This window comes from Streptomyces siamensis, assembly GCF_039543605.1.
Classification (GTDB): Bacteria; Actinomycetota; Actinomycetes; order Streptomycetales; family Streptomycetaceae; genus Streptomyces; species Streptomyces siamensis.
Window position 1 is genome coordinate 50,491 of the sequence record NZ_BAABKB010000027.1, and the last position, 19,268, is coordinate 69,758.

Consider the following 19,268-nt stretch of genomic DNA (forward strand, 5'->3'; position numbering starts at 1 on the left):
AGGTTCCCCACCCATGCAGGGATTGGCGATCCGGCTCCAGGGCCTGCGGAAGGCGTTCGGAGAGACGACCGCCGTGGCCGGAGTCGATCTGGACATCACCGACGGCGAGTTCTTCTCGATGCTCGGCCCGTCCGGTTCGGGCAAGACGACGGTGCTGCGGATGATCGCGGGCTTCGAGGCCCCGACCGCCGGCCGCATCGAACTGGCGGGTCAGGAGGTCACCGGCCTCGCCCCCTTCGAGAGGGACGTGCACACCGTCTTCCAGGACTACGCCCTGTTCCCGCACATGACGGTCGAGCAGAACGTCGCCTACGGCCTCAAGGTGCGCAAGGTGCCCAAGCCGGAGCGGCTGGTGCGGGCCCGCAAAGCGCTCGCCGACGTACGGCTCGAAGGGTTCGGCAAGCGACGCCCCGCCCAGCTCTCCGGCGGCCAGCGCCAGCGTGTGGCACTCGCCCGTGCCCTCGTCGGCCGCCCCCGGGTGCTGCTGCTCGACGAGCCGCTCGGCGCCCTCGACCTGAAACTGCGCGAGCAGATGCAGGTCGAACTCAAGGCGATCCAGCGCGAGGTCGGCATCACCTTCGTCTTCGTCACCCACGACCAGGAGGAGGCCCTGACGATGAGCGACCGCATCGCCGTCTTCAACCAGGGCCGCGTCGAACAGGTCGGCACCCCGGCCGAGATCTACGAACGCCCCGCCACCGGCTTCGTCGCCGGCTTCGTCGGCACCTCCAACCTCCTCGAAGGGGCCTCGGCCGAGCAGGTCGTCGGCGCTCCCGGCACCTACAGCATCCGGCCCGAGAAGATCCGGGTCCTCAAGGAGTCCGCCGAAGCCGACGAGCCGGAACACTCCACCGCCACGGGCACCGTCGTCGAGGTCGTCTACCTGGGCGACTCCACCCGCTTCCTCGTGGACCTCGACGCGGGCGGTCGCCTCACCGCCCTCCAGCAGAACCTGGAGACCTCCTCCGAGGACGTCGCCGCCCTGCGCGGCACCCGGGTCCGACTCCAGTGGCACCGCCGTCACGCCTTCAAGGTCCCCGACCCCCGCTGACCCCCACGCTCAGTCCCCGTCACGTATGGAGTACGTCGTGCGCCTCACCCGAACCCTCCCAGCCGCCGCCGCCGTCGCGGTGCTCCTCGCGGCCACCGCCTGCGGGTCGTCCGACTCGGGCGGCTCCTCCTCGTCCACCGGACTCAACCCGCCCGACCTGAAGGCGCAGTCGAAGCTCGGCAAGACCGAGGGGCAGGTCAACCTGATCGCCTGGGCCGGCTATGTCGAGGACGGCTCCAACGACCCGAAGGTCGACTGGGTGAGCGACTTCGAGAAGCAGACCGGCTGCCAGGTCAACTCCAAGGTCGCGGCCAGCTCCGACGAGATGGTCAAGCTGATGAAGACCGGCCAGTACGACGCCGTCTCCGCCTCCGGCGACGCCTCGCTGCGCCTCATCGCCTCCGGCGACGCGGCCCCGGTCAACACCGGCCTCGTGCCCAACTACAAGAATGTGTTCAGCGGCCTGAAGAACGGCGGCTGGAACTCCGTCGACGGTCAGATGTACGGCATCCCGCACGGCCGGGGCGCCAACCTCCTGATGTACAACACCGAGAAGGTCACGCCCGCCCCCACCTCCTGGTCCGCCGTCTTCGACGACGCCGCCGCGCACAAGGGCCACGTGACCGCGTACGACTCGCCCATCTACATCGCCGACGCGGCGCTGTACCTGAAGTCGGCCCGGCCCGAACTGAAGATCAAGGACCCGTACGCCCTCGACCAGAAGCAGTTCGACGCGGCCGTCGACCTGCTGAAGAAGCAGAGCGCGAACGTGGGGGAGTACTGGAGCGACTACCTCAAGGAGATCTCCGCGTTCAAGAGCGGCGACTCCGTGATCGGCACGACCTGGCAGGTCATCGCCAACCTCACGCAGGACGAGGGTGCGAAGGTGAAGGCCTTCGTGCCCAAGGAGGGCTCCACGGGCTGGTCCGACACCTGGATGCTCTCCGCCAAGGCCAAGCACCCCAACTGCGCCTACAAGTGGATGGACTGGATCATCTCACCGAAGGTGAACGCCCAGGTCGCCGAGTACTTCGGCGAGGCCCCGGCCAACACCGAGGCGTGCGCCGAGACCAGCGACAAGTCGTTCTGCGACACCTTCCACGCCGCCGACGAGGGCTACTGGAAGAACATCGCCTTCTGGAACACGCCCATCGAGCAGTGCCTCGACGGCCGCACCGACGTCAAGTGCGTCCCGTACGCGAAGTGGGTCCAGGCCTGGACCGAGATCAAGGGCTGAGAGACACCCATGACCTCCACCGCGCAGGCCGCCGGACGGTCCCCCGTCCGGCGGCTCGCCGGGACCCTGCACCGCCGGCCGCGGCTCAGGCTGTCCCTGCTCCTGACCGCGCCCCTGCTCTGGCTCGCCGTGCTCTACCTCGGCTCGCTGGCGGTGCTGTTCGTCTCGGCGTTCTGGACGACCGACTCCTTCACCTCCGAGGTCGTGAAGGTCTGGTCGACCGACAACTTCCACGAGCTGTTCACCACGCCGGTCTTCCGGCAGGTGATCCTGCGCAGCATCGGCGTCGCCCTCGCCGTGACCGCCCTGTGCGCGCTGATCGCCTTCCCGGTCGCCTTCTTCACGGCCCGCATCGCCAGGCCCAAGTGGCGTCCGCTGCTCGTCGTCGCCATCCTCACCCCGCTGTGGGCGAGTTACCTCGTCAAGGTGTACGCCTGGCGGCTGATCCTCTCGCAGGGCGGACTCGCCGACTGGATGCTGGAGCCGTTCGGGCTGAGCGGACCCGGCTTCGGACTTCCCGCGGCGGTCATCGCACTGACCTACCTGTGGCTGCCGTACATGATCCTGCCGATCCACACGGCGCTGGAGCAGCTGCCCGACAACCTGCTCGATGCGTCGGCGGACCTCGGCGGGCGCCCCGCGCGCACCTTCCGCTCGGTGGTGCTGCCGATGGTGCTGCCGTCCGTGGCCGCGGGCTCGGTCTTCACCTTCTCCCTCAGCCTCGGCGACTACATCACCGTGCAGATCGTCGGCGGCAAGACCCAGCTCATCGGCAACCTCGTCTACTCCAACATCGAACTGAACCTGCCCATGGCCGCCGCGCTCGGCACGGTCCCCGTCGTGGTCATCGTGGTGTACCTGCTCGCGATGCGCCGCACGGGCGCCCTGAGCAGCCTCTGAGGAGCCCGCAGTGCAACTCTCCCGTCCCGCGCGCATCGCGCTGCGCGTCGCCGCCGGGCTCGGCTTCGCGATCATCTACGTGCCGCTCGCGCTCGTCCTGGTCAACTCCTTCAACCCGGACCGCAGCGCGAGCTGGCCCCCGCCCGGCCTCACCACGCACTGGTGGTCGACCGCCTGGCAGAACGAGGGCGCCCGCGCGGCCCTGTGGGTCTCGGTGAAGGCGGGTCTGGGCGCCACGGCCATCGCTCTGGTGCTCGGCACGCTGATCGCCTTCGCGGTGGCCCGGCACCGGTTCTTCGGGCGCGACGCGATCTCCTTCGTGGTCGTCCTGCCGATCGCGCTCCCCGGCATCGTCACCGGCATCGCGCTCAACTCGGCCTTCGGCACGGTGCTCGAACCGCTCGGTGTAGGCCTCGGCATGTTCACCGTGATCGTCGGACACGCCACCTTCTGCATCGTGGTCGTCTTCAACAACGTGGTGGCCAGGCTGCGGCGCACCGCGGGATCGTACGAGGAAGCCGCCATGGACCTCGGCGCGAACACCTTCCGGGCCTTCGCGGACGTCACCTTCCCCCTGGTGCGCTCCGCCCTGCTCGCGGGCGGAATGCTCGCCTTCGCGCTCTCCTTCGACGAGATCGTGGTGACGACGTTCACCGCAGGACCCGGCATCGAGACCCTGCCCATCTGGATCTTCAACAACATGACACGGCCTCAGCAGGCCCCGGTCGTCAACGTCGTGGCGGCGGTCCTCGTCCTGCTCTCGGTGATCCCGATCTACGCGGCACAGCGGCTGTCGGCCGACACGGCGACCGGCAGCAGGATCTGAGGGTGCCGTGGGGATCCTCTCCACGGCACCCTGTGCGCGCACAGAAGTATGTGACATAGTACTGGCGTGGCCAAGCCATTTACCTGCGATGTCGTGGTCGTCGGAGCCGGAATGGTCGGCGCGGCCTGTGCGCTGTACGCGGCCCGCGCGGGCCTCGACGTCACCGTGGTGGACCGCGGCCCGGTGACCGGCGGCACGACCGGCGCCGGCGAGGGCAACCTGCTGGTCTCCGACAAGGAACCCGGACCCGAACTCGATCTCGCCCTGCTGTCCGGGCGGTTGTGGTCCGAGCTCGCCGCACAGGAGGGACTCGGACCGGCGATCGAGTACGAGGCCAAGGGCGGCGTGGTGGTGGCCGCCACGCCCCGAGAACTGGCCGCCCTGGAGACCTTCGCGGACGGCCAGCGGGCGGCCGGGGTCACGGCGGAGCCGGTCGCGGCGGACCGGCTCCGCGACCTGGAGCCGCACCTGGCCCCGGACCTGGCGGGCGCCGTGCACTACCCGCAGGACTCCCAGGTGATGCCCGCCCTGGCCGCCGCCCACCTCCTACGCGCCTCGGGAGCTCGACTGCTCACCGGGCGGACCGTGACCGCGGTGCTGCGCTCCCCGGCCGGACCGGTCCGCGGCGTACGGACCGACCGGGGCGACATCCACGCCCCGGCCGTCGTGAACGCGGCCGGGACCTGGGGCGCGGACGTGGCCGGTCTCGCGGGCGCCCCGCTGCCCGTGCTGCCCCGGCGCGGATTCGTCCTCGTCACCGAGCCGTTGCCGCGCCGGGTGCGCCACAAGGTGTACGCGGCCGACTACGTCGCCGACGTGGCCAGCGACTCGGCGGCCCTCCAGACGTCGCCCGTCGTCGAGGGGACGGCGGCGGGGCCGGTCCTGATCGGGGCGAGCCGCGAACGGGTCGGATTCGACCGCTCGTTCTCGCTGCCCGTCGTCCGGGCACTGGCCGAGGGCGCGACCCGGCTCTTCCCCTTCCTGTCGGAGGTCCGCGCGCTGCGGACGTACCTGGGCTTCCGGCCGTACCTGCCGGACCACCTGCCCGCGATCGGCCCCGACCCCCGGGTCCCCGGACTTCTGCACGCCTGCGGGCACGAGGGCGCGGGCATCGGACTCGCCACAGGCACCGGGCAGTTGATCGCGCAGGTCCTGACCGGCGCGACACCCGGCCTCGACCTCACCCCGTTCCGGCCCGACCGCTTTCCCGAGGAGGCCGCGTGAATCCGCTGCGACGGGCCGGTGCCCGGCCGGGCACCGCGTTCACCGTCACCCTCGACGGCCGGGAGATCGAGGCGCTGCCCGGCCGGACCGTGGCCGCCACGCTGTGGGCTGCGGGCGTCACGTCCTGGCGCGCCACACGCGGCGCGGGCCGTCCGCGCGGCGTCTTCTGCGGCATCGGCGTCTGCTTCGACTGCCTGGTCACCGTCAACGGCCTCCCCAACCAGCGGGCCTGCCTGGTCCCGGTGCGACCCGGCGACGAGATCCGCACGCAGGAGGGCACGGGCCACGATGACTGACCGCCCCCGCCTCGCCGTCGTCGGCGCCGGCCCGGCGGGCCTCGCCGCGTCCCTGGCCGCGGCCTCCCGCGGCATCCACGTCACCCTGGTCGACTCGGCGGCACGGGCGGGCGGACAGTTCTACCGCCGGCCCGCGGCCGCGCTGGGCGCGCTGCGGCCCGAGGCGCTGCACCACGAGTGGCACACCTGGGAGAGGCTGCGCGACGGGCTCGCCGCGGCGGACTCCGTCGAGCACCTGCCGGACCGTCATGTGTGGTGCGTGGAAAGGCGGTCCGACGACTTCGTCGTGCACGCCCTGCTCGGTCCCGACCAGCGGGAGTCCGAGTCCGTGCGGGCCGACGCGGTGCTCCTCGCCACCGGCGGGTACGAGAAGGTCCTGCCCTTCCCGGGCTGGACGCTACCCGGGGTGGTGACCGCGGGCGGGGCGCAGGCGATGCTCAAGGAGGGACTGGTGGTCCCGGGACGGACCGCCGTCGTCGCCGGGACGGGTCCGCTGCTGCTGCCCGTGGCGACCGGCCTGGCCGCGGCGGGCGTCGAGGTGGCCGCGCTCGTCGAGGCCGCCGACCCCAGGGCGTTCGCGCGCCGGGCCGGGGCGCTGGCGGCCCTGCCGGGCAAGGTCGCCGAAGCCGCCGGGTACACCGCCCGCCTCCTGCGGCACCGTGTCGCGCTCATGCCCCGGCACACCGTGGTGGCGGCCCACGGCGAGCGGCGGGTCGAGGCCGTGACCGTCGCCGCGCTCGACGGCGGGGGACGGGTCGAGGCAGGCACCGAACGGCGCATCCCGTGCGACACGCTCGCCGTCGGGCACGGCATGCTGCCGCACACCGACCTCGCCGAGTCGCTCGGCTGCCGCGTCGAGGGACCGCGGGTGTACGCCGACGACGAGCAGCGCACCGATGTGCCGGGCGTGTGGGCGGCCGGCGAGACCACCGGTGTCGGCGGCGCGGCGCTGGCCCTCGCCGAGGGACACATCGCGGGCCGCTCGATCGCCGCGCGGCTGACCGGCCTGGTGCCCGACCCGTGGGAGTGGGCCCCGGCGGCGAAGTCCCGCAGGCGCCTGCGGGACTTCGCCGCGCTGCTCGACACCCTGTACACGCCCCCGGCGCACTGGACGGACCAGGTCACCGACGACACCGTCGTGTGCCGCTGCGAGGAGGTCTGTGCCGGGGAGATCCGCACGGCCGTCGCGGAACTCGGCGCGGGTGACGTCCGGACGGTGAAGCTGCTCACCCGCGCCGGGATGGGGTGGTGCCAGGGCCGGATGTGCGAACCCGCCGTCGCGGGACTCGCCGGGTGCGAACAGACCGCCGCGCGGCGGTTGTTGGCCCGGCCGGTGCCGCTCGGAGTGCTCGCCCGGGCGGGTGAGCCGCGGGAGGTCCGCGGTGGTGAGCCGCCAGAGGACCGCGGCGGTGAGTCGCGGGGGGACCGCGGTGGTGAGCCGCCAGAGGCCCACGGCGGTGAGCCGCAAGAGGCCCACGGCGGTGAGCCGCGGGAGGTCCGCGGTGGTGAGCCGCCAGAGGACCGCGGCGGTGAGTCGCGGGGGGACCGCGGTGGTGAGCCGCAAGAGGCCCACGGCGGTGAGCCGCGGAAGGTCCGCGGCGGCCAGCCGCAAGAGGCCCATGGCGGTGAGCCGCGGGAGGCCCGCGGCGGCGAGCTCCATGAAGACCGCGGTGGTCAGCCTCGGGAAGGCCACGGCGGCGAGCCGGGGGTGGACCAGGGCGGGTGAGCCGCCGTCGGCCCGGGCGGGTCAGCCGCCCGAGGGCCGGCTTCGGGCGGCGCGCCGCCGCCCTCGGGTGCCCAGGAAGACGGCCGGCGGGCGACCGACGCGCCGAAGAGCCAGTGAAATGTCACACCGTACCGAGAGAGGACCTGTTCATGACCTCCACCGAGAACCGTCCCTGGCGCGGAGTCCTCGTCGCCACCGCGCTCCCGCTGAACGACGATCTCTCCGTGAACCACGCGAAGTTCGCCGACCACTGCGCCTGGCTCGTCGAGAACGGCTGCGACGGCGTCGTACCGAACGGCTCGCTCGGGGAGTACCAGGTGCTCACGCCCGAGGAGCGTGCCAAGGTCGTCGAGACCGCCGTCGCGGCGATCGGCGGCGAGCGCGTGATGCCCGGCGTCGCCGCCTACGGCTCCGCCGAGGCACGCCGCTGGGCCGAGCAGGCCAAGGACGCCGGCTGCCGGGCCGTGATGCTGCTGCCGCCGAACGCCTACCGCGCCGACGAACGGTCCGTCCTCGCCCACTACGAGGCGGTCGCCGGGGTGGGCCTGCCGGTCGTCGCGTACAACAACCCGATAGACACCAAGGTCGACCTGGTGCCCGAACTGCTCGCCAAGCTGTACGCCGCCGGATTCGTCCAGGGCGTCAAGGAGTTCTCCGGAGACGTGCGGCGCGCCTACCGGATCGCCGAACTCGCCCCGGAACTCGATCTGCTGGTCGGGGCCGACGACGTCCTGCTGGAGCTCGCCGTCGCCGGGGCGAAGGGCTGGGTGGCCGGCTACCCGAACGCGCTGCCCGCGGCGAGTGTCGAGCTCTACCGCGCAGCCGTCGGCGGCGACCTCGACACCGCGGGCCGGCTCTACCGCCTGCTGCACCCGCTGCTGCGCTGGGACTCCCGGGTCGAGTTCGTGCAGGCGATCAAACTGTCGATGGACGTCGTCGGCCGCCACGGAGGCCCGGTCCGTCCGCCGCGCGTCCCGCTGCTGCCCGAGCAGGAGGCCGCCGTGCGCTCCGCCACCGAGCAGGCCGTCGCCGCCGGACTCGTCCGCGCCCACGGCTGAGGCCCCGACCCCCAGGAGAGCCATGCGCAGCACACTCGTCCTGCACGCCGTCGACTCGCACACCGAGGGCATGCCCACCCGGGTGATCACCGGAGGGATCGGCACGGTCCCGGGCGCCACCATGAACGAGCGGCGGCTGTACTTCCGCGAACACCGCGACGACATCAAACAGCTCCTGATGAACGAACCGCGGGGCCACTCGGCGATGAGCGGGGCCGTCCTCCAGCCGCCGACCCGTCCCGACTGCGACTACGGCGTGATCTACATCGAGGTCTCGGGTTACCTCCCGATGTGCGGGCACGGCACCATCGGGGTGGCCACCGTGCTCGTGGAGACCGGCATGGTCGAGGTCGTCGAACCGGTCACGACCATCAGGCTCGACACACCGGCGGGCCTCGTCGTGGCAGAGGTGGCGGTCGAGGACGGCGCGGCCCGCGCGGTCACGCTCAGGAACGTGCCGTCGTTCTCCGTCGGCCTCGACCGCAAGGCCACGCTCGCCGACGGCCGCACGGTGACCTACGACCTCGCGTACGGCGGCAACTTCTACGCGATCCTGCCGCTGGAGCAGTTCGGGCTGCCCTTCGACCGGGCGCGCAAGGACGACATCCTGAAGGCGGGCCTGTCGCTCATGGACGCCATCAACGCCGAGGGCGAACCCGTGCACCCCGAGGATCCGTCCATCCGGGGCTGCCACCACGTCCATCTGTACGCGCCCGGAGCCACCGCCCGCCACTCGCGGCACGCGATGGCGATCCACCCCGGCTGGTTCGACCGCTCGCCCTGCGGCACGGGGACCAGCGCGCGTATGGCCCAGCTGCACGCCCGCGGGGAACTCCCGCTGCACACCGAGTTCGTGAACGAGTCCTTCATCGGGACCAGCTTCACCGGACGGCTGCTCGGCACGACCGACGTCGCCGGGATTCCCGCGGTGCTGCCCAGCTTCACGGGCCGCGCCTGGATCACGGGAACGGCCCAGTACCTGCTCGACCCCACCGACCCCTTCCCGGCGGGCTTCGTCCTGTGAACCGGGCCCCTCGCCGTCGCGGCACCCGCCGCGTAGATACTGGGGGCCGTAGTACGTGACATGGCACCAGCCGGCGGAGGACGCTCGGCCCGTACGAGGAGAACCCATGGCCGACCGGCGCAGCAGCGCACCCTCCGCCGCTCCCGTCCTGCCCACGCTCGGCGGGAAGCGGAGCAGCTACCGCGAGCGCGTCGCCGACGCGCTGCGGGCCGCGCTGATCGCCGGTGAACTGCGCGCCGGAGAGGTCTACTCGGCGCCCACGCTGGCCGCCCGCTTCGGAGTGTCGGCCACGCCGGTACGGGAGGCGATGCTCGATCTCGCCAAGGAGGGCCTGGTCGACACGGTGCCCAACAAGGGGTTCAGGGTCACCGTCGTCTCCGAGCGGCAGCTCGACGAGTACACCCACATCCGCTCGCTCGTCGAGATCCCCACCACGGTGGGGCTGGCCGCCACCGCCGACCCCGTGTCCCTGGACGCCCTGCGCCCGGCCGCCCGGGAGATCGTGACCGCGGCGGCGGCCGGCGACCTCATCGCCTACGTGGAGGCGGACACCCGCTTCCATCTGGGCCTGCTGGCCCTCGCAGGAAACGCCCACCTGGTCGAGGTCGTCGGCGACCTGCGCAAACGCTCCCGGCTCTACGGGCTGAACGCCCTGGCCGAGAGCGGCCGTCTGGAGGCGTCCGCGGAGGAGCATCTGGAGCTCCTCGACGCGTTGCTCGCCCGTGACGAGGCCGCCGTGCGCGAGGTGATGACACGTCACCTCGGGCACGTCCGCGGGCTGTGGGCGGCCCACTGAGCCGGTCGCCCGCCCCGTGGGCGGCCCGGCGCCGAGACGGCCGCGTCGGTGCCGGCATCCGCCCCCTCCACGCAAACGGTTTGCATTTCTTGCGCTATTCTTGCGCGCATGACGCGACGACTTGCTCAGGTGGCGAAGAAGGTCGGGGTCAGTGAGGCCACGGTCAGCCGGGTCCTCAATGGCAAACCCGGGGTGTCCGAGGCCACCCGGCAGGCGGTGCTGTCCGCGCTGGACGTCCTCGGCTACGAGCGACCGACCCAACTGCGCGGCGAGCGTGCCCGGCTCGTCGGCCTCGTCCTGCCCGAGCTCCAGAACCCGATCTTCCCGGCGTTCGCCGAGGTGATCGGCGGGGCGCTCGCACAGCTGGGCCTCACCCCGGTGCTGTGCACGCAGACCAAGGGCGGGGTCTCCGAGGCGGACTACGTGGACCTGCTGCTCCAGCAGCAGGTCTCCGGCGTGGTGTTCGCCGGCGGCCTGTACGCGCAGGCGGACGCCCCGCACGACCACTACCGGCAGCTCGCGGACCGCAACATCCCGGTGGTGCTGGTCAACGCCGCCATCGAGCACCTCGGCTTCCCCGGCGTGTCCTGCGACGACGCCGTCGCGGTGGAACAGGCCTGGCGGCACCTCGTCTCGCTCGGACACGAGCGGATCGGCCTCGTGCTCGGACCCGCCGACCACATCCCCTCGGGGCGCAAGCTGGCGGCGGCACGGGCGCTCGCCCCCGATCTGCCCGACGAGCACATCGCCCGCGCCATGTTCTCGATCGAGGGCGGGCACGCGGCGGCCTCCAGGCTCATCGACCGCGGGATCACCGGTTTCATCTGCGCCAGCGACCCGCTCGCGCTCGGTGTCGTCAGGGCCGCCCGGCGCAAGGGGCTCGACGTGCCGGCTCAGGTGTCCGTCGTCGGCTACGACGACTCCGCGCTCATGAACTGCACCGAGCCGCCGCTGACCACCGTCCGTCAGCCCATCGAGGCGATGGGCAGGGCGGCCGTGGAACTGCTGAACGCGCAGATCGGCGGGACCAGCGTCACTCCCGAAGAGCTGCTGTTCGAGCCCGAGTTGGTGGTGCGAGGGTCCACCGCGCAAGTACCCCGCCACTGAGAGCCGAGTGGCTGTCGAATAATTACAGATTCTGCGCGAGATCTTGCGCCGCAATGTCGGTGGTGCTTGAGTGTGCGGCGCCAGACACGGACGCCGCACCACTCGGGTACGGCGCCGTGGGCCTTCCCTGCGCCTGCCCAAGAGGGGTCCACCGATGAGAAGTCCCGGGTTCCGCCGCACCAGCACCACGCTCATGGCCTCCGCCCTCGCCCTGACCGCGATCACGGCCTGCGGCTCAAGCGACGACGACGGATCCGCGGGTGGCAAGACCCGCATCACGGTCAACTGCATGCCGCCCAAGAGCGCCAAGGTCGACCGTTCGTTCTTCGAGGCCGACGTCAAGGCCTTCGAGAAGGCCAACCCGGACATCGACGTCGTCGCACACGACGCGTTCCCGTGCCAGGACCCCAAGACGTTCGACGCCAAGCTCGCCGGCGGCCAGATGGAGGACGTGTTCTACACGTACTTCACCGACGCGAAGCACGTGGTCGACGTCAACCAGGCCGCCGACATCACCAGTTACGTCAAGGAGCTCAAGAGCTACAGCACCATCCAGCAGCAGCTCCGCGACATCTACACCGTCGACGGCAAGATCTACGGCGTTCCCCGCACCGGCTACTCGATGGGCCTCATCTACAACAAGAAGCTCTTCGCGCAGGCGGGCCTCGACCCCGAGAAGCCCCCGGCGACCTGGGAGGAGCTGCGCGCCGACGCCAAGAAGATAGCCGCGCTCGGCAAGGGCACCGTCGGCTACGCCGACTACAGCGCCCAGAACCAGGGAGGCTGGCACTTCACCGCCGAGCTCTACTCGCAGGGCGGTGACGTGGTGAGCGCCGACGGCAAGAAGGCGAACATCGACACCCCCGAGGGCAAGGCCGTCCTGCAGAACCTCAAGGACATGCGCTGGAGCGACGACTCCATGGGCAGCAAGCAACTCCTCGTCATCAACGACGTGCAGCAGATGATGGGCTCCGGAAAGCTCGGCATGTACCTCTCCGCCCCGGACAACATCCCGATCCTGGTGAAGGAGAAGGGCGGCAACTACAAGGACCTGGCGCTCGCCCCGATGCCGGGTGGCAAGGGCACGCTCATCGGCGGCGACGGCTACATGTTCAACAAGAAGGACACCCCGGCGCAGATCAGGGCCGGCCTGAAGTGGCTCGACCACATGTTCCTGACCCCCGGCAAGGGCTTCCTCGGCGACTACGCCCGCGCCAAGCAGAACGACGCGCCCGTGGGCCTGCCCGAGCCGCGCCTGTTCACCGGCGCCGCCGACGCGAAGGACCAGGAGGTCAAGAAGGCCAACGCCAACGTCCCCGTCGAGAACTACCAGGCCTTCCTCGACGGCAACCAGAGCCTCCAGATGAAGATCGAGCCGCCGCAGGCCCAGCAGATCTACTCCGTCCTCGACGGCGCCGTCTCCGCGGTCCTCACCAAGAAGGACGCCGACGTCGACCAGTTGCTGAAGGACGCCTCCGGCAAGATCGACTCCATCCTGGCCCGGGGCTGACCGCTTCCATGAAGACCGCATCGAAGCCCGCGGCACCCCCTTCGGCCGTCCTCGGCGTGCCGGAGGGGGAGCCGCTCCGGGCCGGGCGCCGGACCGGGGGACCGTGGCGCCGGCGCCTGGCCGAACAGTCCCGCGCCTACGCCTTCCTGATCGGCGGACTGCTCTGCTTCGCCCTGTTCTCCTGGTACCCGGCGATCCGTGCGGTGGTGATCGCCTTCCAGAAGTACACACCGGGTTCCGGCGGCGAATGGGTCGGCACCGCCAACTTCACGCGGGTCTTCCACGACCCCGAGTTCACCGCGGCCTGGCGCAACACCCTGACCTTCACCCTGCTCGCTCTGCTCATCGGCTTCGCCGTCCCCTTCCTGATGGCGCTCGTCCTCAACGAGCTGCGGCACGCGAAGGCCTTCTTCAGAGTCGTCGTCTATCTGCCGGTGATGATCCCGCCGGTGGTCAGCGCACTGCTGTGGAAGTGGTTCTACGACCCCGGGGCCGGCCTCGCCAACGAGGCGCTGAGGTTCGCGCACCTGCCCACCTCGAACTGGTCCAACGGCGCCGACACCGCCCTCGTCTCGCTGGTGATCGTCGCCACCTGGGCCAACCTCGGTGGCACCGTCCTCATCTACCTCGCCGCGCTCCAGAGCATCCCCGGCGAGCTGTACGAGGCGGCCGAACTGGACGGCGCGAACATCTGGCAGCGGGTGCGCCATGTGACGATCCCGCAGACCCGGTTCGTCATCCTCATGCTGATGCTCCTTCAGATCATCGCGACCATGCAGGTCTTCACCGAGCCGTTCGTGATCACCGGCGGCGGTCCGGAGAACGCGACGGTCACGGTGCTCTACCTGATCTACAAGTACGCCTTCCTCTACAACGACTTCGGAGGGGCGTGCGCCCTGAGCGTCATGCTCCTTGTGCTGCTCAGCGTCTTCTCCGCGGTGTATCTGCGGCTGACGCGCTCCACCGGGGAGGACGCATGAGCGTTCGTACGCTGGTCTCGCCGCTCGCCCTGGCCCGTCCGCGCGGCCGGGCCGTCTACTGGACCGTCTTCACGGGCGTCGTCCTGCTGTTCGCGCTCGCCTTCCTCTTCCCCGTGTACTGGATGGTGACCGGCGCCATGAAGTCGCCGGACGAGGTGGTGCGCACCCCGCCGACCCTCGTACCGCACGCGTGGCACCTGAGCGGCTACACCGACGCCTGGGACCTGATGGACCTGCCCACCCACCTGTGGAACACGGTGGTGCAGGCCACGGGGGCCTGGCTGCTGCAACTCGTGTTCTGCACGGCGGCGGCGTACGCCCTGTCCAAACTGCGGCCCGCCTTCGGCAGGGTGATCCTCGGCGGCATCCTCGCCACCCTGATGGTCCCCGCGCAGGCGCTCGTGGTCCCGAAGTACCTGACCGTCGCGGACCTGCCGCTGATCCACACCAGCCTGCTCAACGACCCGCTCGGCATCTGGCTGCCCGCCGTGGCCAACGCCTTCAACCTCTATCTGCTCAAGCGCTTCTTCGACCAGATTCCGCGAGACGTCCTGGAGGCCGCCGAGATCGACGGCGCCGGACGGCTGCGCACGCTGTGGTCGATCGTGCTGCCGATGTCCCGTCCCGTCCTGGGAGTCGTGTCGATCTTCGCCCTGGTCGCCGTCTGGCAGGACTTCCTGTGGCCGCTGATGGTCTTCTCCGACACCGACAAACAGCCCATCAGCGTGGCACTCGTCCAGCTGTCCCAGAACATCCCGCTGACCGTCCTCATCGCCGCGATGGTGATCGCGAGCATCCCCATGGTCGCGATGTTCCTGGTGTTCCAGCGGCACATCATCGCCGGGATCAGCGCGGGCAGCACGAAGGGCTGACGACACCCCCTCCAGAAAGGCATTCACCGTGGGACAGCCTTCCCCTGCCCGCACGCGAAGCGACTGGTGGCGCTCCGCCGTCATCTACCAGGTGTACGTCCGCAGCTTCGCGGACGGCGACGGCGACGGCACCGGAGACCTCGCGGGCGTGCGCGCCAGACTGCCGTACCTCGCCGAACTCGGCGTGGACGCCCTGTGGTTCAACCCCTGGTACCTCTCACCGATGGCCGACGGCGGCTACGACGTCGCCGACTACCGAGCCATCGACCCGGCCTTCGGGACGCTCGCCGAGGCGGAGAAGCTCATCGCCGAGGCACGGGAACTCGGCATCCGCACCCTCGTCGACATCGTGCCCAACCACGTCTCCGACCAGCACCCGTGGTTCCGGGCCGCCCGGGCCGCCCCCGTCGGAAGCCCCGAACGCGAGCTGTTCCACTTCCGTCCCGGACGCGGCGAACACGGTGACATCCCGCCCAACGACTGGCCGTCCCAGTTCGCCGGCTCCGCCGAACCCGTCTGGACCCGGCTCCCCGACGGCGACTGGTACCTCCACCTGTTCACCCCCGAGCAGCCCGACCTCAACTGGGCGCACCCCGCCGTCCGCCAGGAGCACGAGGAGATCCTGCGCTTCTGGTTCGAGCGGGGCGTCGCGGGCGTGCGCATCGACTCGGCCGCGCTGCTCGCCAAGGACCCGGAGCTGCCCGACTTCGTCGAGGGCCGCGACCCGAACCCGTTCGTCGACCGCGACGAACTCCACGACATCTACCGCTCCTGGCGCGCGGTCGCCGACGCGTACGACGGTGTCTTCGTCGGCGAGGTCTGGCTGCCCGACACCGAGCGCTTCGCCCGCTACCTGCGCCCCGACGAGCTGCACACCGCCTTCAACTTCTCCTTCCTGTCCTGCCCCTGGGACGCGGCACGGCTGCGCACCTCCATCGACGAGACCCTCGCCGAGCACGCCCCGGTCGGCGCGCCCGCCACCTGGGTGCTGTGCAACCACGACGTGACCCGCACCGTCACCCGCTACGGCCGCACCGACACCGCCTTCGCCTTCGCCACCAAGGCCTTCGGCACCCCGACCGACCTGGCCCTCGGCACCCGGCGGGCGCGGGCCGCGGCCCTGCTCTCGCTCGCCCTGCCCGGCTCCGTCTACCTCTACCAGGGCGAGGAACTCGGCCTGCCCGAGGTGGAACTGCCGACGGCCAGCATCCAGGACCCGATGCACTTCCGCTCCGGGGGCACCGATCCGGGCCGGGACGGCTGCCGGGTGCCGCTGCCCTGGACCGCCGGGGCACCGCACGCGGGCTTCGGCGGCGAACCGTGGCTGCCGCAGCCCGCCGACTGGCCCGCGTACGCGGCCGACCGCCAGGCCGAGGACCCCGGGTCGATCCTGAGCCTCTACCGCGCGGCGCTCCGCATCCGCCGCGGCGAACCGGGCTTCGGCGACGGACCGCTCAGCTGGCTGCCCGCACCCGACGGCGTCCTCGCCTTCGCCCGCACCGACGGGCTGCTCTGCGTCGTGAACCTCACCGCCGGACCCGTCGCCCTCCCCCCGCACACCCGCCTGCTGCTGGGCAGCGGCCCGCTCGACGCGGACGGGCTGCTCCCGCAGGACACGGCGGCCTGGCTGCGCGCCTGAGGCCGCCCGACGGCGCATCGCTGTCCCCGCACCCCCACCTCGAAGGGATCAGCACATGCACAGCAACAGAACTGTCAGGCGCATGCCACTGGCCTGCGCCACAGTCGTCGCGCTCGCCGCCGGCATGCTCGGCACCGCCGCCGCCCACTCCGCCGTGGCGGCGGCGGGCGCCGACCTGCCCTTCACCTCGGTGGAGGCCGAGTCCGCGACCTCCACGGGCACGAGGATCGGCCCGGACTACACCCAGGGCACTCTGGCCTCGGAGGCCTCCGGACGGCAGGCCGTACGGCTGACCGCCGGGCAGCGCGTCGAGTTCACCGTGCCGCGCGCCGCCAACGCGGTGAACGTCTCCTACAGCGTCCCCGACGGCCAGTCGGGCTCGCTGGACGTGTACGTCAACGGCACGAAGATCTCCAGGACCCTCCCCGTCACCTCCAAGTACTCCTACGTCGACACCTCCTGGATCGCGGGTGCCAAGACGCACCACCTGTTCGACAACGCGCGCCTGCTGCTCGGGCAGAACGTGCAGGCGGGCGACAAGGTCGCCTTCCAGGCGACGTCCACCCAGGTCACCGTGGACGTCGCCGACTTCGAGCAGGTCGCGGCGGCGGCCGCCCGGCCCGCGGGATCGGTGTCCGTCACCGACAAGGGCGCGGACCCCGGCGGACAGGGCGACTCCACCCAGGCCTTCCGGGACGCGATCTCCGCGGCGCGGGGCGGCGTCGTCTGGATCCCGCCGGGCGACTACCGGATCACGTCCTCGCTGAACGGCGTCCAGAACGTCACCCTCCAGGGCGCCGGCAGCTGGTACTCCGTCGTCCGCACCTCGCGCTTCATCGACCAGACGAGCTCGTCGGGCGGCGTCCACCTCAAGGACTTCGCCGTCATCGGCGAGGTCACCGAACGGGTGGACTCCAACCCGGACAACTTCGTCAACGGCTCGCTCGGGCCCGGCTCCAGCGTCTCCGGGATGTGGCTCCAGCACCTCAAGGTCGGCCTCTGGCTGACCGGCAACAACGACAACCTCGTCGTCGAGAACAACCGCATCCTCGACACCACCGCCGACGGACTCAACCTCAACGGCAACGCGCGCGGAGTCCGCGTCCGCAACAACTTCCTGCGCAACAACGGCGACGACGCGCTGGCCATGTGGTCGCTCAACGCCCCGGACACCGACAGCAGCTTCGAGAACAACACCATCAGCCAGCCCAACCTCGCCAACGGCATCGCCGTCTACGGCGGCACCGACATCGCCGTCAGGAACAACCTCGTCTCCGACACCAACGCCCTGGGCAGCGGCATCGCCATCTCCAACCAGAAGTTCCTCGACCCGTTCTCCCCGCTCGCCGGAACCATCACTGTCTCCGGCAACACCCTCGTCCGCACGGGCGCGATCAACCCCAACTGGAACCACCCGATGGGCGCGCTGCGCGTGGACTCCTACGACAGCGCCATCGAGGCGACCGTCGACATCACCGGCACCACGATCACCGACAGCCCCTACAGCGCCTTCGAGTTCGTGTCCGGCGGCGGGCGCGGATACGCGACGAAGAACATCAGGGTCGACGGCGCCACGGTCGACCGGACCGGCACGGTGGTCGTCCAGGCCGAGTCCCAGGGCGCCGCGAGATTCAGCAACGTCAAGGCCACCGGCGTCGGCTCGGCGGGCATCTACAACTGCCCCTACCCGACCGGCTCGGGCCCGTTCACCCTGACCGACGGCGGCGGCAACTCCGGCTGGGACTCGACCTGGAGCGACTGCTCCACCTGGCCCCGGCCCGGCACCGGGAACCCGGACCCCGATCCGGCACGCAACCTCGCCGCGGGACGCCCGGCCACCGCCACCGGCTCGCAGGACGTCTACACGCCCGCGAAGGCCGTCGACGGCGACGCGAACAGCTACTGGGAATCCACCAACAACGCCTTCCCGCAGTCCTGGACGACCGACCTGGGCTCCACCCTCGCCACCCGCCGTCTCGTCCTCAAGCTGCCGCCGGCGTCCGCGTGGCAGGCCCGCACACAGACCCTGTCCGTGCTGGGCAGCACCGACGGATCGGCGTACTCCACGGTCGTGGCGTCCAAGGCCTACCGCTTCGACCCGGCGACCGGCAACACCGTCACCGTGACACTGCCCGCCGGCACGAACCTGCGCTACCTGCGCCTCCAGGTGACCGCCAACACGGGCTGGCCCGCGGCCCAGCTCAGCGAAGTGGAGGCGTATCTTTCCTGAGGCCGTAGGGCTCCCCGCGCTTCGCCGCCTGGATCTGCTCGTACACATGTGTGCGCAGTTCGGCGAAGCGCGGGGAGACCCGTGTGTGCAACTGGTCCCGCTCGTCCGGCAGATCGACCTTCAGCTGCTCCTGGACGACCGTGGGGGAGCCGGACAGGATCACCACCCGCTGCCCGAGGTAGACGGCCTCGTCGATGTCGTGCGTGACGAACAGGACGGTGATCCCGCGCTGCCGCCACAGCCCGCGCACCAGGTCCTCCAGATCGGCGCGTGTCTGCGCGTCGACCGCCGCGAACGGCTCGTCCATCAGCAGCACGTCCGGCTCGTAGGCCAGCGCGCGGGCGATGGCCACGCGCTGCTGCATGCCGCCGGACAACTGCCAGGGATAGGCACCGGCGGCGTCGGCGAGCCCGACCGACTCCAGTGCGTCCGCGACCAGTTCGCGGCGCCGCTGCTTGCTCAGCCCCTTCTGCTTCAGGGGCAGCCCGACGTTCTCGCGTACCCGCATCCAGGGGAAGAGGCTGCGCCCGTACTCCTGGAACACGAACGCCATCCCGGGCGGCGGACCCGAGACCCGGCTGCCGGCCAGCGACACCTCGCCCGACGTCGGCGCCAGCAGTCCGCCCACACACTTCAGCAGCGTGGTCTTGCCGCACCCCGACGGGCCGACCAGGCAGACGAGTTCGCCCGCCGCGACGGTGAACGTGAGATCGCGAACCGCCTCCACCCGGCGGCCCTGCCCCTCGTAGACCTTCCGCAGGCCGGAGACGACCAGAAGCTCCTGCATGGACC

At 71.1% G+C, this 19,268-nt stretch carries 16 protein-coding genes and 1 pseudogene; 16 read left to right on the forward strand and 1 reads right to left on the reverse strand.

The window, feature by feature from the left end; translation table 11 throughout:
* Nucleotides 1-13: 13 nt before the first annotated feature.
* The 16 genes and pseudogenes from ABEB03_RS28825 to ABEB03_RS28900 all read left to right on the forward strand — a co-directional run bounded on the left by ABEB03_RS28825 (nt 14) and on the right by ABEB03_RS28900 (nt 18,476).
* A complete protein-coding gene (locus tag ABEB03_RS28825) occupies nt 14-1,051 on the forward strand; it encodes an ABC transporter ATP-binding protein (protein ID WP_345655624.1) in 1,038 nt (345 codons plus the stop codon).
* 37 nt (nt 1,052-1,088) lie between these two features.
* The gene (locus ABEB03_RS28830) at nt 1,089-2,288 is read left to right on the forward strand and encodes an ABC transporter substrate-binding protein (RefSeq protein WP_095937929.1); all 1,200 of its coding nucleotides are present in this window, start codon (nt 1,089-1,091) and stop codon (nt 2,286-2,288) included.
* Nucleotides 2,289-2,297: 9 nt separating this feature from the next.
* A complete protein-coding gene (locus tag ABEB03_RS28835) occupies nt 2,298-3,188 on the forward strand; it encodes an ABC transporter permease (RefSeq protein ID WP_345655629.1) in 891 nt (296 codons plus the stop codon).
* Nucleotides 3,189-3,198: 10 nt separating this feature from the next.
* Complete coding sequence (locus ABEB03_RS28840; RefSeq protein ID WP_345655632.1) at nt 3,199-4,014, forward strand: ABC transporter permease; 816 nt, start codon at nt 3,199-3,201, stop codon at nt 4,012-4,014.
* Nucleotides 4,015-4,080: 66 nt separating this feature from the next.
* The gene (locus tag ABEB03_RS28845; protein WP_345655634.1) at nt 4,081-5,238 is read left to right on the forward strand and encodes an NAD(P)/FAD-dependent oxidoreductase; all 1,158 of its coding nucleotides are present in this window, start codon (nt 4,081-4,083) and stop codon (nt 5,236-5,238) included.
* Nucleotides 5,235-5,534, forward strand: coding sequence for a (2Fe-2S)-binding protein (locus ABEB03_RS28850; protein ID WP_345655636.1), 300 nt, complete (start codon nt 5,235-5,237; stop codon nt 5,532-5,534). The genes ABEB03_RS28845 and ABEB03_RS28850 overlap by 4 nt, the downstream gene beginning before the upstream one ends.
* Nucleotides 5,527-6,912, forward strand: a pseudogene (locus tag ABEB03_RS28855) (FAD-dependent oxidoreductase); the annotation flags it as partial. The gene ABEB03_RS28850 and the pseudogene ABEB03_RS28855, both read left to right, overlap by 8 nt.
* A 497-nt stretch (nt 6,913-7,409) precedes the next feature.
* A complete protein-coding gene (locus ABEB03_RS28860) occupies nt 7,410-8,318 on the forward strand; it encodes a dihydrodipicolinate synthase family protein (protein WP_345655638.1) in 909 nt (302 codons plus the stop codon).
* Between the two features lie 22 nt (nt 8,319-8,340).
* On the forward strand, nt 8,341-9,342 hold the full coding sequence (locus tag ABEB03_RS28865) for a proline racemase family protein (RefSeq protein ID WP_345655640.1): 1,002 nt from the start codon (nt 8,341-8,343) through the stop codon (nt 9,340-9,342).
* A 106-nt stretch (nt 9,343-9,448) separates the two neighbouring features.
* Nucleotides 9,449-10,138 (forward strand): GntR family transcriptional regulator, encoded by a 690-nt coding sequence (locus tag ABEB03_RS28870; protein ID WP_345655642.1) that lies wholly within the window; start codon nt 9,449-9,451, stop codon nt 10,136-10,138.
* A 108-nt stretch (nt 10,139-10,246) separates the two neighbouring features.
* Nucleotides 10,247-11,245, forward strand: a complete 999-nt coding sequence (locus ABEB03_RS28875) for a LacI family DNA-binding transcriptional regulator (protein WP_179332652.1) — start codon at nt 10,247-10,249, stop codon at nt 11,243-11,245.
* A 154-nt stretch (nt 11,246-11,399) separates the two neighbouring features.
* Entirely contained in the window at nt 11,400-12,755 is a 1,356-nt protein-coding gene (locus ABEB03_RS28880; protein WP_345655645.1) for an ABC transporter substrate-binding protein, read from the forward strand.
* Nucleotides 12,756-12,763: 8 nt separating this feature from the next.
* Complete coding sequence (locus ABEB03_RS28885; RefSeq protein ID WP_345655647.1) at nt 12,764-13,735, forward strand: carbohydrate ABC transporter permease; 972 nt, start codon at nt 12,764-12,766, stop codon at nt 13,733-13,735.
* Complete coding sequence (locus ABEB03_RS28890) at nt 13,732-14,607, forward strand: carbohydrate ABC transporter permease (protein WP_345655649.1); 876 nt, start codon at nt 13,732-13,734, stop codon at nt 14,605-14,607. Before ABEB03_RS28885 ends, ABEB03_RS28890 begins: the two co-directional genes overlap by 4 nt.
* A 28-nt stretch (nt 14,608-14,635) precedes the next feature.
* Nucleotides 14,636-16,246 (forward strand): glycoside hydrolase family 13 protein, encoded by a 1,611-nt coding sequence (locus tag ABEB03_RS28895; protein WP_345655651.1) that lies wholly within the window; start codon nt 14,636-14,638, stop codon nt 16,244-16,246.
* A gap of 55 nt (nt 16,247-16,301) precedes the next feature.
* The gene (locus ABEB03_RS28900; RefSeq protein ID WP_345655654.1) at nt 16,302-18,476 is read left to right on the forward strand and encodes a discoidin domain-containing protein; all 2,175 of its coding nucleotides are present in this window, start codon (nt 16,302-16,304) and stop codon (nt 18,474-18,476) included.
* On the opposite strand, the gene ABEB03_RS28905 is transcribed toward ABEB03_RS28900, so the two are convergent.
* Complete coding sequence (locus ABEB03_RS28905; protein WP_345655657.1) at nt 18,448-19,263, reverse strand: ABC transporter ATP-binding protein; 816 nt, start codon at nt 19,261-19,263, stop codon at nt 18,448-18,450. The genes ABEB03_RS28900 and ABEB03_RS28905 overlap by 29 nt on opposite strands.
* Nucleotides 19,264-19,268: the final 5 nt, after the last annotated feature.

Coding starts and splice junctions, on each gene's coding strand:
- ABEB03_RS28860 (WP_345655638.1), top strand. CDS start 7,410: ATGACCTCCACCGAGAACCGTCCCTGGCGCGGAGTCCTCGTCGCCACC.
- ABEB03_RS28865 (WP_345655640.1), top strand. CDS start 8,341: ATGCGCAGCACACTCGTCCTGCACGCCGTCGACTCGCACACCGAGGGC.
- ABEB03_RS28880 (WP_345655645.1), top strand. CDS start 11,400: ATGAGAAGTCCCGGGTTCCGCCGCACCAGCACCACGCTCATGGCCTCC.
- ABEB03_RS28875 (WP_179332652.1), top strand. CDS start 10,247: ATGACGCGACGACTTGCTCAGGTGGCGAAGAAGGTCGGGGTCAGTGAG.
- ABEB03_RS28825 (WP_345655624.1), top strand. CDS start 14: ATGCAGGGATTGGCGATCCGGCTCCAGGGCCTGCGGAAGGCGTTCGGA.
- ABEB03_RS28870 (WP_345655642.1), top strand. CDS start 9,449: ATGGCCGACCGGCGCAGCAGCGCACCCTCCGCCGCTCCCGTCCTGCCC.
- ABEB03_RS28885 (WP_345655647.1), top strand. CDS start 12,764: ATGAAGACCGCATCGAAGCCCGCGGCACCCCCTTCGGCCGTCCTCGGC.
- ABEB03_RS28905 (WP_345655657.1), bottom strand. CDS start 19,263: ATGCAGGAGCTTCTGGTCGTCTCCGGCCTGCGGAAGGTCTACGAGGGG.
- ABEB03_RS28835 (WP_345655629.1), top strand. CDS start 2,298: ATGACCTCCACCGCGCAGGCCGCCGGACGGTCCCCCGTCCGGCGGCTC.
- ABEB03_RS28890 (WP_345655649.1), top strand. CDS start 13,732: ATGAGCGTTCGTACGCTGGTCTCGCCGCTCGCCCTGGCCCGTCCGCGC.
- ABEB03_RS28900 (WP_345655654.1), top strand. CDS start 16,302: ATGCACAGCAACAGAACTGTCAGGCGCATGCCACTGGCCTGCGCCACA.